The sequence below is a fragment of the Streptomyces sp. GESEQ-35 genome (assembly GCF_017948485.1).
GTDB lineage: Bacteria > Actinomycetota > Actinomycetes > Streptomycetales > Streptomycetaceae > Streptomyces.
Genome location: NZ_JAFFSX010000003.1, coordinates 383,533 through 396,936, shown reverse-complemented (window position 1 = coordinate 396,936; position 13,404 = coordinate 383,533). Strand labels below are relative to the sequence as shown.

Genomic DNA, 13,404 nt, shown 5'->3' with positions numbered 1-13,404 from the left:
ACAGGACTGAACTACTTGCGGTTGTACAGCCGCATCGTGATCGGCCCGAAGACCAGCACGAACAGGCCCGCCCAGCCCAGCGACCAGGCGATCTCGTCGGCCGGCCAGTCGCCCGCCATCAGTCCGCGGACCGCCGAGGACACATGGGTGATCGGGCTGTTGTTGACGAAGGCCTGGAGCCAGCCCGGCATGGTGCTCGGGTCGACGAAGACGTTGGACAGGAAGGTCAGCGGGAAGATCACCATCATGCTGACGCCCATCACCGACTTCTCGGAGCGCAGCATCAGCCCGAACATGGTCCAGATCCACGAGAACGCGAACGAGAAGGCGACCAGCAGCGCGATCCCGGCGAGCACTCCGCCGACGCTGTCCGGCCGGTAGCCGAGGATGATGCCGACGGTGAGCATCACGATGGACGCGATGGTGTAGCGCAGGGCGTCGCCGAGCAGATAGCCGACCATCACCGACGGCCGCCAGATCGGCAGCGTACGGAAGCGGTCGAAGACACCCTTCTCGATGTCCGTGTTGACCGAGACGCCCGTGTACATCGTGATCATCACGACCGACATCACCAGGATGCCGGGCAGCAGGAACTGGATGTACTCCTTCGGGGAACCGGCCAGGGCGCCCCCGAACAGGTACGTGTACATCAGCACCATCATGATCGGGAACGCGGTGACGTCGAAGAGCTGCTCCGGAACGTGCTTGATCTTGAGGATCGCCCGCCAGCCGAAGGTGAGGGAGGCCGACAGGGCGCTGGGTCGCGGCGGTCGTTCGCCGGCGATGAGCAGCTCGGCGAGCGACTCGGCGCTGACGGGGGCGAGTTCCTTGGCTTCGGTGGTGGTGGTCGCGGTGCTCATGCTGCTGCCCCGTCCTTCACGTCGTCGCTCGTCTTTGCATCGTCGGTGGCGCCTGTGCCATGGCCGGTGAGGGCGAGGAAGACCTCGTCCAGGCTGGGCTGGCCCAGCGAGAAGTTGTCGACGACGATGCCGCCGCGGGCCAGCTCGGAGAGTGCCCGGGCCGCCTGCTCGGCCGCGCCCTGTCCGTTGGCCGCACCGCCGCCCACGCGTGCGGTCAGGGCCACGGGATCGGGCTCCAGTTTCACCTCCGCGTCCAGGGCCAGCCGCAGCACCTGCTCGGCCTGTGGCCGCTGCGCCGGATCACGCAGGCGCAGATGTACGGACCCGGCTCCGACGGACGCCTTCAGCTCGCCCTTGGTGCCCTCCGCGATCACCTTGCCCTTGTCGATGACGGCGATCCGGGAGGCCAACTGGTCGGCCTCGTCCAGATACTGCGTGGTCAGCAGCACCGTCGTGCCCTGGGCGACCACCGCGCGCACGATGTCCCAGACCTGGTTGCGGCTGCGTGGGTCGAGCCCGGTCGTCGGCTCGTCGAGGAACAGCAGCTCGGGGGTGTTCAGGATGGATGCGGCGATGTCGATACGGCGCCGCATGCCGCCCGAGTAGTTCTTGACCTGCTTTCCGGCCGCGTCCGTCAGCCCGAAGGCTTCCAGAAGCTGCGCGGCCCGGTCCCGGGCGGCCTTCTTGTGGTGCCCGAGCAGGCGGCCGAGCAGGACCAGGTTCTCGGTGCCGGTGAGGTCCTCGTCCACGGACGCGTACTGGCCGGTGAGGCTGACCCGGCTGCGCACCTCGTCGGCTTCGCGCACGACATCGTGCCCGAAGACATGGGCCTGGCCGCCGTCGGGGCGCAGGAGTGTGGCGAGCATCTTCACTGCGGTGGTCTTTCCGGCGCCGTTCGGACCGAGGACGCCGTAGACCGTGCCGGCGGGGACGGCGAGGTCGACGCCGTCCACGGCCCTGGTCTCGCCGAACGTCTTCACCAGGCCCGCGGTCTCGATGGCCAGGCCTGAGGTCTGCTGGCTCATGGTGGTTTCCTTCCGCGTTCGTGGGTTACGCATGGGGAGACCTTTACCGTCCATCAAACTCATCGGTGGTGCACAGGTTTTTCTTCACGGTCCCGCCCAAGGACCTAGCGGCATAGGACCGGAGCCCGAGGAGCAGGGGAGTAGCGTCCTGCCCATGCATGCGATCACGATTCCCGAACCTGGTGGGCCCGAGGCGCTGGTGTGGAACGAGGTCCCCGATCCCGCCCCCGGCGAGGGCGAGGTGCTGGTCGAGGTGGTGGCCGGCGCCGTCAACCGCGCCGACATCCTGCAACGCCAGGGCTTCTACAACCCGCCGCCTGGCGCATCCCCCTACCCCGGCCTCGAGTGCTCCGGGCGGATCACCGCGCTCGGCCCCGGTGTCTCCGGCTGGGCGGTCGGCGACGAGGTGTGCGCGCTGCTCGCCGGCGGCGGCTACGCCGAGAAGGTCGCCGTCCCGGCCGGCCAGCTGCTCCCCGTACCCCAGGGCCTCGACCTCAAGCAGGCCGCCGCACTGCCCGAGGTGACCTCCACGGTCTGGTCGAACGTCTTCATGATCGCTCACCTCCGTCCCGGCGAGACCCTCCTCGTGCACGGCGGCTCCAGCGGCATCGGCACCATGGCGATCCAGCTCGCCAAGGCCGTCGGTGCCAAGGTCGCTGTCACCGCGGGCACCAAGGAGAAGCTGGAGCGCTGCGCCGAGCTGGGCGCCGACATTCTGATCAACTACCGCGAGCAGGACTTCGTCGAGGAGGTCAGGCAGGCCACCGACGGTGCGGGCGCGGACGTCATCCTCGACAACATGGGCGCGAAGTATCTTGATCGCAACGTTCAGGCCCTTGCCGTCAACGGTCGGCTCGCGATCATCGGTATGCAGGGTGGCATCAAGGCCGAGTTGAACATCGCCGCCCTCCTCACCAAGCGCGCCGCGATCAGCGCGACCTCGCTGCGCGCGCGTCCCCTTGGCGAGAAGGCGGCGATTGTCGCGGCCGTCCGCGAACATGTCTGGCCGCTTCTTGACGCCGGTCATGTCCGCCCCGTTGTGGACCGGGAGCTCCCGATGAGCGATGCGGCGGCTGCCCACCGGGTGGTCGAGGAGAGCGGCCATGTCGGAAAGGTGCTGTTGGTCGTGGCCTAGGGCCGGTCCCCTAGGCGCCCCGCGGGGTGCCGTGATCGGCCGTCGGCCGTCTGCGGGGCCGTCGTGGCTGGTCGCGCAGTTCCCCGCGCCCCTTTGGGGCGCTGGTGCTCAGCGCCTTCGCAGACGCAGCCCCAGCAATGCGAGCCCCAGTCCGAGTCCGATGAGGACCAGGCCGCTGCCTAGCGGCAGGATCCGCAGTACGGGTTCTGCGGGGCTCTCGGCCTCCGCCGCAGCCTGCTTCACGGGCTGCGGCGGGGCGGTGGACGTCGGCTGGTGCTGAGGCCGCCGGGTCGCCCGGGTCGCCTCCTCCACCGGCTCCGCCGCGCCCTGCCGCCCAGGCCGCTCCCGCCCCTCACCGGCCCGGCTCCCGGCCCGGGACGGCTCCTCGGAGGGTGAGGCGGAGGCGCTGACCTGGATGTCGTACGACGAGACAGCCCCGTACGACTGGACGCTCCCGTACGAGACATCCCCGCACGGCAGCAGGACCACCCCCGCCACCAGCCCCGGAAGTACCCGCCACCACGGAGTCACGGAACAAGCCTCACATCGGCTGGCCATTCAGGCATTCCGGGTTGCGCCACCGGGTCGAAGTCGGAGCACCGTAAAACGGTGGATCAGCTGCCACCGGGGGCACCACGGTGATGAGGTGTACGGGTGCGAGAGAATGGCGGCATGGAGATGCCGAGGAACGAACGGTCGTCCGAGAACCCGCAGATCCTGGTCGTAGGCCAGGACGGGATGGCGCTGGGCGGCGGAGGAGACGAGGACTCCCGCGAGGTTCCCGTGACGGAGATGGTCGAGCAGCCGGCCAAGGTCATGCGGATCGGCAGCATGATCAAGCAGCTGCTCGAAGAAGTCCGCGCGGCTCCCCTGGACGAGGCGAGCCGGGTCCGGCTCAAGGAGATCCACGCCAGCTCGGTGAAGGAGCTGGAGGACGGTCTGGCCCCCGATCTCGTGGAGGAACTGGAGCGGCTCTCGCTGCCCTTCACTGACGACGGGATCCCGAGCGACGCGGAACTGCGTATCGCGCAGGCCCAGTTGGTCGGCTGGCTGGAAGGCCTCTTCCACGGGATCCAGACCACTCTGTTCGCCCAGCAGATGGCGGCCCGCGCGCAGCTGGAACAGATGCGCCGCGCCCTCCCGCCGGGCGTCGGCGGCCACGAACAGGGCGAGGACGGTCCGGGCGGCCACGCGGGAGGGCCGTACTTGTAACCCCGTACGACCTGTAACCCCGCACGACCTGTAATTCGTACGACCTGTACCCCGTACGCAAAGGGCCCGGCAGCGCAGGCTGCCGGGCCCTTTCCCATCGGCGTTGCTCGTTCGGGTTCTCCTTTAGTGAGCTTGCCCACCGCGTGGTGCCCGATCCGTGACCGTACGCGAAAGAAGCGTCGCGGAAGCGTTACAGGGGGTGTGCGGGCGGTACACGGAATTTGCACACAACCCCGGATTACGGGTTTGATGGCCGGTCCGTCTCATGCCGGTACGGGCGCCCGTACCGGACCGGAGGCTTGCACGGAGGCTGTAGCGTGGCCGACGGAGACCGTAACAACACCGCGCACCGCGGGCAGAAACGACGGCGAGGACTGATGGCACAGCAGCGCGCTCAGGGCCCGTCCGACCCCGAGGCGGCTGGCGGCGGCATGTCAGACGCGCCGGAGCTGTGGGGTAACGGCGGGTTGGTCGGTGACGGCCGCTACCGGCTCACCCACAGACTCGGCCGGGGCGGTATGGCGGAGGTGTTCGCGGCCGAGGACGTGCGCCTCGGCAGAACCGTCGCGGTCAAGCTGCTCCGCTCCGATCTCGCCGAGGACCCGGTCTCCAAGGCACGCTTCACGCGCGAGGCCCAGTCGGTGGCCGGGCTCAACCACCACGCGATCGTCGCCGTGTACGACTCCGGCGAGGACTTCGTGGCCGGCCAGTCGGTGCCGTACATCGTGATGGAGATCGTCGAGGGGCGGACGATCCGCGACCTCCTCATCAACGCCGAGGCACCCGGGCCCGAGCAGGCTCTGATCATCGTCTCCGGCGTCCTGGAGGCGCTCGCCTACTCGCACCAGCACGGCATCGTGCACCGCGACATCAAGCCGGCGAACGTGATCATCACGCACACCGGTGCGGTCAAGGTGATGGACTTCGGCATCGCGCGCGCCCTGCACGGTGCGCAGTCGACGATGACGCAGACCGGCATGGTCATGGGCACGCCGCAGTACCTCTCCCCGGAGCAGGCGCTCGGCAAGGCCGTCGACCACCGCTCCGACCTGTACGCGGTGGGCTGTCTGCTCTACGAACTCCTCGCGCTCCGGCCCCCGTTCACCGGCGAGACGCCGCTGTCGGTGGTCTACCAGCACGTTCAGGACATCCCGACGCCGCCGTCCGAGGCGTCCGACGCCTGTCCTCCGGAGCTCGACGGTCTCGTCATGCGCTCGCTCGCCAAGGAGCCGGACGACCGGTTCCAGACGGCGGAGGAGATGCGCGGGCTCGTCCAGTACGGCCTCCAGATGCTGTACGAGCAGGGCGGCCACACCGGCACCTGGAACACCGGCCCGGTCACCCTGCACGACGGTCGGCAGACCCCTGCGGCGGGCTTCGCGAGCACGACCGTGCTGGGGCACCCCGGTGACGGCTCCAGCACCTCGCAGATCCCGCAGCAGATCCTGCCGGCCGGATACGGCGGCGGGGACGACGGAGGCTTCGAGGGGCGCGGCAACAAGGGCAACGGCCGCGGCAAGCTGTGGATCCTGGCCGTCTTCGCGGTGATCGCCATCGCCGCGGGCGTCGCGCTGGCGCTGAACAACGGCGACGGCGGCGGTGGCAGTGGCGGTGTCAAGGAGTCGCCGACCACCTCGCAGACCACTGAGGACCAGCAGGCCAGCGAGACGCCGAGTGACGATGTGACCGACGAGCCGACCGACACGGAGACGGACACCGGCTCGGACACGGGCGGCGGTTCGGATTACACGCCGTCGTACACGCCTTCCTACACACCGTCGGAGACGACCTCTTCGGAGCCCTCCTACACGCCGTCCGAAGAGCCGACGGAGCCGACCGACCCGGCGACCGAGCCGACGGATCCGGCGACGGAGCCGACCGACCCGGCGACGGAGCCGACGGACCCCGGCAACGTCACCGAGGGCGGCGAGGGCGGGAACTGATCGGCAGGCCAGAAGACAGCGTCCACGCGCGCGTGCGGCCCGGAAACGGGCTCCACGCGCGCGTGCTGCTTTGCAGGGCCCCGCACATCGGTCGCTTCTGCCGGGCCCCGGACATCAGTCGCTGAACGCCTCGCACACCGCGTCGTACTCCCGTGTCCACCACACCGCGAGCGCCGAAGCGGCCGGGAACTGGGGATCCGCGCGGGTGTCGCCGCGCTCGTAGTGCCAGCGCAGCATCCAGAAGTCGTTGAGGCGCTCCCACCACACGCGGTGCACGGCCGCCGCGAGCTGGGAGGGCGTGGCGCCCGCCGTGCGCCGGTACGCGCGCGCGTACGCCCGTACCTTCGACAGGTCGAGCGTGCCCGCGGGGCGCACGAAGAAGATCATGGCGGCGCGTACGGCCTCCTCGGCGCGGGGCTGTACGCCGAGCCGGTCCCAGTCGACGATCGCGGCGGGCGCGTCCCCCTGGTACAGCAGGTTGAACGGGTGGAAGTCGCCGTGCACCCAGCCCACCGAGCCCCCGTGCGGCGGACGCCGGTCCGCGTGCCGCTCCAGGAGCACGCGCCGCTCCAGCAGCCGGTGCCGGGCCAGCTCGTCGAAGGAGTCGGCGGGGCGATGGCGGCGTACACGGGCGAGCAGGTCGTCGATGAGGGCGAAGGTGTCGGCGGGGTCGGCGCCCTCGGCAGGCTCCGTACGCCTGCGCGTGTGGGCCGGCATCACCCGCTCCAGGCTGGCGTGCACCACTCCGAGCAGCGCCCCCAGCCGTCCGCACTGCTCCGTGCTGAGCTGGCCGCCGTGCCGGTGCCGTCCCTCGATCCATGGATGGAGGGCGTAGACGTGGCCGCCGACCACCGCCACCGTGCGCCCGTCGCGCGCGGCGAGTGGGGGTGCCACCGGGACGCCGAGGTCGGCGAGGCGCTGGGTGGCACGGTGCCGGCGTTCGATCGCGGTCGGGTCGGCGGTCTCGGGGTCGAAGTGGTGCTTCAGGAAGTAGCGGCCGCGACTCGTGCAGAGCCGGTAGCCGCGGTTGAGGAGCCCCTGGTCGACGGGCTCACAGGTGAGTGCGGAACCGGCGGCGTACTGGCGGAGCAGGGCGCCCAGCGGGGGCGCGTGGAGCATGAGGGGTGGTACACAGGGGCGCGGCACGCGCCAGATGCTAGGGCACGATCCGGGCCCGTGAGCTGGGCGTTGTCACAGCAAGTCGTCGGTGGTCGCTTTCGGTCACAGGACGTCCTCGAAGTGGCGCCGGCCGTCGTTCCCGCCTCGCCGGACGGCCTCATGGTCATCGAGGAGGAATGCGCTGATTTTTCCTTCTTCGCGCATGGGTAAGTCAAAGACGTAACCCCTTCCGGTGGCCCGGGTCGGCGGGATAACGTGCCGTTGCTCCGGCCTCCTGCAAGGCTGTGACCAGCACCCCTTCGAGTACTTCTCGATTTACTTGGAAATCCAAGCAAAATCGCAGGTCAAAGGGGGTTTCACAGAAATGTGGAGCACTGGGTAACGTGATTCTTGCAGGGCGCTCGCCGGGGCACCTGTCACGCCTGTTCCGGCCGAGTGGCACCCACCCCGTGCACGGGTGTCGGACCAGGTGAGCCGCACTGGCTTTGCCCGGCAACCCCGGGGGCCGGACCGACGGAGGAGCACACGTGACCGTGGAGAGCACTGCCGCGCGCAAGCCGCGACGCAGCGCCGGGACCAAGAAGTCCCCGAGCACCAAGCCCGAGCTGGTTCAACTGCTGACCGCCGAGGGCAAGCGCGTCAAGAACGCCGAGTACGACCCGTACGTCGCCGACATCACCCCCGAAGAGCTGCGCGGCCTGTACCGCGACATGGTGCTCACCCGTCGCTTCGATGCCGAGGCCACCTCTCTCCAGCGCCAGGGCGAGCTGGGCCTGTGGGCCTCGCTGCTCGGCCAGGAGGCCGCCCAGATCGGCTCCGGCCGGGCCACCCGCGAGGACGACTACGTTTTCCCGACCTACCGCGAGCACGGCGTCGCCTGGTGCCGCGGCGTCGACCCGGCCAACCTGCTCGGCATGTTCCGCGGCGTGAACAACGGCGGCTGGGACCCGAACAGCAACAACTTCCAGCTCTACACGATCGTCATCGGCTCGCAGACCCTGCACGCGACCGGCTACGCGATGGGCGTGGCCAAGGACGGTGCGGACAGCGCGGTGATCGCCTACTTCGGCGACGGCGCCAGCAGCCAGGGCGATGTGGCCGAGTCCTTCACCTTCTCCGCGGTCTACAACGCCCCGGTGGTCTTCTTCTGCCAGAACAACCAGTGGGCGATCTCCGAGCCGACCGAGAAGCAGACCCGCGTGCCGCTCTACCAGCGCGCACAGGGCTACGGCTTCCCGGGCGTCCGCGTCGACGGCAACGACGTGCTGGCCTGTCTGGCCGTGACGAAGTGGGCGCTGGAGCGGGCCCGCAGCGGTGAGGGCCCGACGCTCGTCGAGGCCTACACGTACCGCATGGGCGCGCACACCACCTCCGACGACCCGACCCGGTACCGGGGCGACGAGGAGCGGCAGTCCTGGGAGGCCAAGGACCCGATCACCCGCCTCCGCGCGTATCTCGAGGCCGCAAACCACGCGGACGAGGGATTCTTCGCGGAACTGGAGGCCGAGAGCGAGGCGTTGGGCAGGCGAGTGCGCGAAGCGGTCCGCGCCATGCCGGACCCGGACCACTTCGCCATCTTCGAGAACGTGTACGCGGACGGGCATGCGCTCGTCGACGAGGAGCGAGCCCAGTTCGCCGCTTACCAGGCGTCGTTCGCAGATGGAGAGGGGGCCTGATCATGGCAGCGGAAAAGATGGCTTTGGCCAAGGCGATCAACGAGTCGCTGCGGCGCGCTCTGGATTCCGACCCCAAGGTCCTGATCATGGGCGAGGACGTCGGCAAGCTCGGCGGTGTCTTCCGGGTCACCGACGGCCTTCAGAAGGACTTCGGCGAGAGCCGCGTCATCGACACCCCGCTCGCCGAGTCCGGCATCGTCGGCACGGCGATCGGCCTGGCCCTGCGCGGCTACCGCCCGGTGGTGGAGATCCAGTTCGACGGCTTCGTCTTCCCGGCGTACGACCAGATCGTCACCCAGCTCGCCAAGATGCACGCGCGCGCGTTGGGCAAGGTCAAGCTCCCGGTCGTCGTCCGCATTCCGTACGGCGGCGGAATCGGCGCGGTGGAACACCACTCGGAGTCCCCGGAGGCCCTGTTCGCGCATGTGGCGGGCCTGAAGGTGGTCAGCCCTTCGAACGCGTCGGACGCCTACTGGATGATGCAGCAGGCCATCCAGAGCGACGACCCGGTGATCTTCTTCGAGCCCAAGCGGCGCTACTGGGACAAGAGCGAGGTCAACAGTGAGGCCATCCCGGGCCCGCTGCACAAGGCGCGCGTGGTGCGCGAGGGCTCGGACCTGACCCTTGCCGCCTACGGCCCGATGGTGAAGCTCTGCCAGGAGGTCGCCGACGCGGCCGCCGAGGAGGGCAAGAACCTTGAGGTTCTCGACCTGCGCTCGGTGTCTCCGCTGGACTTCGACTCGATCCAGACGTCCGTCGAGAAGACCCGCCGCCTGGTCGTCGTCCACGAGGCGCCGGTGTTCTTCGGCTCGGGCGCGGAGATCGCCGCCCGGATCACCGAGCGCTGCTTCTACCACCTGGAAGCTCCGGTGCTCAGGGTCGGCGGCTACCACGCCCCGTATCCGCCGGCCCGCCTGGAGGACGAGTACCTGCCGGGCCTGGACCGGGTGCTCGACGCCGTCGACCGCGCCCTGGCGTACTGAGGAGAGGGGCGTGACGACGATGACTGAAGCGTCCGTGCGCGAGTTCAAGATGCCCGACGTGGGCGAGGGACTCACCGAGGCCGAGATCCTCAAGTGGTTCGTCCAGCCCGGTGACACGGTGACGGACGGCCAGGTGGTGTGCGAGGTCGAGACGGCCAAGGCCGCGGTCGAACTCCCCATCCCGTACGACGGCGTGGTCCGCGCACTCCACTTCCCCGAAGGCACGACGGTGGACGTGGGCACGTCGATCATCGCGGTGGACCTGGCGGGCGGGACCCCGGTGGAGGCGGCCCCCGCGGCACCCGCGGCACCCGCGGAGGAACCCAAGCCGGAGGGTTCGGGCCGCACACCGGTGCTGGTGGGCTACGGCGTCGCCGCGTCCTCCACCAAGCGCCGCCCCCGCAAGGGCCCGGAGGTCCCGGTCCAGGCGGCCTCGGCGGCGATCCAGAGCGAGCTGAACGGCCATGGCGCGGCTCCGGCTCCGGCGGCTCCAGAGGTGCCGGCCCCCGCTGCGGCTTCCGCCCCCGCCCCCGCTTCCGCCCTGGACCGCCCGCTGGCGAAGCCCCCGGTGCGCAAGCTGGCCAAGGACCTGGGCGTCGACCTGGCGACGGTGATCCCTTCCGGCCCGGAAGGCATCATCACGCGCGAGGACGTACACGCGGCGGTGGCGCTGCCGAAGGCCCCCGAGCCGGTGACGTCGACGCCGGCGGCAGCCCCGGTCCCGACCCCGATGACGACGTACGACACGGCGCGCGAGACCCGTATCCCGGTCAAGGGCGTCCGCAAGGCGACGGCGGCGGCGATGGTCGGCTCGGCCTTCACGGCGCCGCATGTCACGGAGTTCGTCACGATCGACGTGACGCGCACGATGAAGCTGGTCGAGGAGCTCAAGCAGGACAAGGAGATGGAGGGCCTGCGGGTCAACCCGCTCCTCCTGATCGCCAAGGCCCTGCTGGTCGCGATCAGGCGCAACCCTGATGTGAACGCGTCCTGGGACGAGGCCAACCAGGAGATCGTCCGGAAGCACTACGTCAACCTTGGCATCGCGGCGGCCACACCGCGCGGCCTGATCGTCCCGAACATCAAGGACGCACACGACAAGACGCTTCCCCAACTGGCCCAGGAGCTGGGCGAGTTGGTGACGACGGCGAGGGAAGGCAAGACGTCCCCCGCCGCCATGCAGGGCGGCACGGTGACCATCACCAACGTCGGCGTCTTCGGCGTCGACACCGGCACCCCGATCCTCAACCCCGGCGAGTCCGCCATCCTCGCCGTCGGCGCGATCAAGCTCCAGCCCTGGGTCCACAAGGGCAAGGTGAAGCCGCGCCAGGTGACGACGCTGGCGTTGTCCTTCGACCACCGATTGGTGGACGGGGAGTTGGGCTCCAAGGTCCTCGCCGACACGGCGGCGATCCTGGAGCAGCCGAAGCGGCTGATCACCTGGGCGTGACAGTGCGGGCGGGATAGGTTGAAAGCCGAAGGGACGGCCGCAATTTCGGGTTGCGGCCGCCCCTTCACCAGTGAGGCCGGTCAGGAACGCTCGAGTACGTAGATCGGGTTCCCCGTCCTCGCTTGCCCCGCGGGAGTGGATGCAGGCGTCGACGGCTTTACCCCGGGTCACCTGCGCGGCGGCGGCTCCAGCCCCAGCACACGATCCTTCAGCGCCGGGAACTGTTCCCGCGTCACGCCCACCTTCGCCGGGTCGAACTCCACCGTGAGCACCTGCTCCCCGGCACCGGCCTCCGCCAGCACCTCGCCCCACGGATCCACCACGATCGAGTGACCGGCCTGTGGAACTCCCGCGTGCGTCCCGGCCGTTCCACAGGCAAGTACGAACGCCTGGTTCTCCACCGCCCGCGCCTGAGCCAGCAGCGTCCAGTGCGACCGGCGGCGCTCCGGCCAGCCCGCCGGGACGACAAAGGTCTCGGCCCCGGCGTCGACGAGACCGCGGAACAACTCGGGGAAACGGAGGTCGTAACAGGTAGCCACCCCGACGGTCGTCTCCGGCAGACGAACCGTCACCAGTTCCTCGCCCGCGCCCATCAGCACCGCCTCGCCCTTGTCGAACCCGAAGCGATGGATCTTGCGGTAGGCGGCGACCAGGTCACCGGAGGGGGAGAAGACGAGAGAGGTGTTGTAGAGCGGCCCCTCACCCGCTGCGGAGCCGCTGTCGGATGCAGTCCGCTCCGGAATCGACCCGGCATGCAGCCACACGCCGGCATCGCTCGCGGCCTTCGCCATCACCTCGTACGTCGGCCCTTCGAGCGGCTCGGCCTCGCTGCCGAACTCCTCGTAGGCGAAGGCCCCCGTCGTCCACAGCTCCGGCAGTACGACGAGATCGGCGGTCCCGGCCTGTTCCCGTACCAGCGAAGCCACCCGCCGTCGGCGCGATTCGGTCGATTCGCCCTCGTTTACTGCGATCTGGAGCAATGAGGCGCGCACGCTACCACCGTCCTGGCATTCGAGCCGTCCACACGGCCTACGATCGTCACACGAAAGCACTGCCGGGGTGCCTCACAGCAGCGTAACTTAGCGTCTCAAGACACCCGCCGACAGCAGCCACCTCCCACTGGCAACGCCGCCACCACCAACCCTGTACCGACCGCCGAGGGGTCCCGTTCCGTGAGTCTGCATCCCACTCTCCAGCCCTACGCCGACGCCTGGACCCACTCCATCGAAGCGATATCCGAGCTGGTGCAGCCCCTTGTGGAGGGCGAGTGGAACCGGCGCACACCGTGCCCCGGCTGGTCGGTCCGTGACGTCGCCTCCCATGTCATCGGCCTCGACTGCGAGATGCTCGGCGACCCGCGCCCCATCCACACGCTCCCGCGCGACCTGTACCACGTCACCAACGACTTCCAGCGCTACATGGAGATGCAGGTCGACGTACGCCGTCACCACACGGGGCCGGAGATGACGTCCGAGCTGGAGCTCGTCACGATCCGCCGCAACCGCCAGCTGCGGAACGAGTCCCGCGACCCCGGCACGAAGGTGCGCGGCCCGCTCAGCTCCGAGATCACGCTCGAAGAGGCCATGCGCAACCACGCGTTCGACGTGTGGGCCCACGAGCAGGATCTCCGCGTCGCCCTCGGCCGCCCCGGCAACCTCGACTCACCCGGCGCACACGTGGCCCGGGACGTCCTCCTCGCCGCCCTCCCCGACATCGTCGCGAACAAGGCGAACGCGCCCCGCAGCTCGGCGATCGTCTTCGACGTCCACGGCCCCATCGAGTTCCTGCGCACCATCCGCGTCGACATCCAGGGCCGCGGCACCCTCGAAACGGCCCCCGCCCTCGGCCCCGCCGCCACCCTCACCCTCGACTGGGAGACCTACCTCCGCCTGGCATTCGGCCGCGTGACCCTGGAGTCGGCCGCCGACCGCATCAAGGCGGAGGGGGATGTGGAACTGACGGCGGCGATCCTGCGGAACTTCACGGTGACGCAGTAGGGAA

The 13,404-nt window shown here is 69.6% G+C and carries 12 protein-coding genes; 7 read left to right on the top strand and 5 right to left on the bottom strand.

Going from position 1 to position 13,404, the window contains the following annotated elements; all coding sequences use genetic code 11:
• Positions 1 to 11 precede the first annotated feature (11 nt).
• Together KCH87_RS08805 and KCH87_RS08800 are read right to left on the bottom strand one after the other, a co-directional pair.
• Positions 12 to 860, bottom strand: a complete 849-nt coding sequence (locus KCH87_RS08805) for an ABC transporter permease (RefSeq protein ID WP_210585355.1) — start codon at positions 858 to 860, stop codon at positions 12 to 14.
• Positions 857 to 1,885, bottom strand: coding sequence for an ATP-binding cassette domain-containing protein (locus KCH87_RS08800; RefSeq protein ID WP_210585354.1), 1,029 nt, complete (start codon positions 1,883 to 1,885; stop codon positions 857 to 859). Before KCH87_RS08800 ends, KCH87_RS08805 begins: the two co-directional genes overlap by 4 nt.
• 154 nt (positions 1,886 to 2,039) lie before the next feature.
• On the opposite strand from KCH87_RS08800, the gene KCH87_RS08795 reads away from it, so the two are divergent.
• A complete protein-coding gene (locus KCH87_RS08795; RefSeq protein ID WP_210585353.1) occupies positions 2,040 to 3,020 on the top strand; it encodes an NAD(P)H-quinone oxidoreductase in 981 nt (326 codons plus the stop codon).
• A 108-nt stretch (positions 3,021 to 3,128) separates the two neighbouring features.
• Here the strand turns inward: KCH87_RS08795 and KCH87_RS08790 are convergent, their stop codons facing one another.
• Positions 3,129 to 3,551 carry a hypothetical protein gene (locus KCH87_RS08790; RefSeq protein ID WP_210585490.1) on the bottom strand — a complete coding sequence of 141 codons (423 nt, stop codon included), beginning with the start codon at positions 3,549 to 3,551 and terminating at the stop codon, positions 3,129 to 3,131.
• 141 nt (positions 3,552 to 3,692) lie between these two features.
• Here KCH87_RS08790 and KCH87_RS08785 point away from each other — a divergent pair, with 141 nt between their 5' ends.
• A complete protein-coding gene (locus KCH87_RS08785; protein ID WP_210585352.1) occupies positions 3,693 to 4,232 on the top strand; it encodes a bacterial proteasome activator family protein in 540 nt (179 codons plus the stop codon).
• Positions 4,233 to 4,606: 374 nt separating this feature from the next.
• Positions 4,607 to 6,175, top strand: a complete 1,569-nt coding sequence (locus KCH87_RS08780) for a protein kinase (RefSeq protein ID WP_210585479.1) — start codon at positions 4,607 to 4,609, stop codon at positions 6,173 to 6,175.
• A 114-nt stretch (positions 6,176 to 6,289) separates the two neighbouring features.
• Here the strand turns inward: KCH87_RS08780 and KCH87_RS08775 are convergent, their stop codons facing one another.
• Entirely contained in the window at positions 6,290 to 7,294 is a 1,005-nt protein-coding gene (locus KCH87_RS08775) for a phosphotransferase (RefSeq protein WP_210585351.1), read from the bottom strand.
• A gap of 527 nt (positions 7,295 to 7,821) precedes the next feature.
• On the opposite strand from KCH87_RS08775, the gene pdhA reads away from it, so the two are divergent.
• The 3 genes from pdhA to KCH87_RS08760 are packed head-to-tail and all read left to right on the top strand — an operon-like array spanning position 7,822 to position 11,403.
• Entirely contained in the window at positions 7,822 to 8,970 is a 1,149-nt protein-coding gene (gene pdhA / locus KCH87_RS08770) for a pyruvate dehydrogenase (acetyl-transferring) E1 component subunit alpha (protein WP_210585350.1), read from the top strand.
• Positions 8,971 to 8,972: 2 nt separating this feature from the next.
• A complete protein-coding gene (locus KCH87_RS08765) occupies positions 8,973 to 9,953 on the top strand; it encodes an alpha-ketoacid dehydrogenase subunit beta (RefSeq protein WP_210585349.1) in 981 nt (326 codons plus the stop codon).
• Positions 9,954 to 9,963: 10 nt separating this feature from the next.
• The gene (locus KCH87_RS08760) at positions 9,964 to 11,403 is read left to right on the top strand and encodes a dihydrolipoamide acetyltransferase family protein (protein WP_210585348.1); all 1,440 of its coding nucleotides are present in this window, start codon (positions 9,964 to 9,966) and stop codon (positions 11,401 to 11,403) included.
• A 167-nt stretch (positions 11,404 to 11,570) separates the two neighbouring features.
• On the opposite strand, the gene KCH87_RS08755 is transcribed toward KCH87_RS08760, so the two are convergent.
• Positions 11,571 to 12,395 carry a carbon-nitrogen family hydrolase gene (locus KCH87_RS08755; protein ID WP_210585347.1) on the bottom strand — a complete coding sequence of 275 codons (825 nt, stop codon included), beginning with the start codon at positions 12,393 to 12,395 and terminating at the stop codon, positions 11,571 to 11,573.
• A gap of 180 nt (positions 12,396 to 12,575) precedes the next feature.
• Between KCH87_RS08755 and KCH87_RS08750 the strand changes: the two genes are divergently transcribed.
• Positions 12,576 to 13,400 carry a maleylpyruvate isomerase family mycothiol-dependent enzyme gene (locus KCH87_RS08750; RefSeq protein ID WP_210585346.1) on the top strand — a complete coding sequence of 275 codons (825 nt, stop codon included), beginning with the start codon at positions 12,576 to 12,578 and terminating at the stop codon, positions 13,398 to 13,400.
• Positions 13,401 to 13,404: the final 4 nt, after the last annotated feature.

What these genes read in the sequence shown, in the direction of transcription:
- KCH87_RS08795 (WP_210585353.1), top strand. Translation starts at nt 2,040, where the DNA reads ATGCATGCGATCACGATTCCCGAACCTGGTGGGCCCGAGGCGCTGGTG.
- KCH87_RS08800 (WP_210585354.1), bottom strand. Translation starts at nt 1,885, where the DNA reads ATGAGCCAGCAGACCTCAGGCCTGGCCATCGAGACCGCGGGCCTGGTG.
- KCH87_RS08765 (WP_210585349.1), top strand. Translation starts at nt 8,973, where the DNA reads ATGGCAGCGGAAAAGATGGCTTTGGCCAAGGCGATCAACGAGTCGCTG.
- KCH87_RS08785 (WP_210585352.1), top strand. Translation starts at nt 3,693, where the DNA reads ATGGAGATGCCGAGGAACGAACGGTCGTCCGAGAACCCGCAGATCCTG.
- KCH87_RS08805 (WP_210585355.1), bottom strand. Translation starts at nt 860, where the DNA reads ATGAGCACCGCGACCACCACCACCGAAGCCAAGGAACTCGCCCCCGTC.
- KCH87_RS08775 (WP_210585351.1), bottom strand. Translation starts at nt 7,294, where the DNA reads ATGCTCCACGCGCCCCCGCTGGGCGCCCTGCTCCGCCAGTACGCCGCC.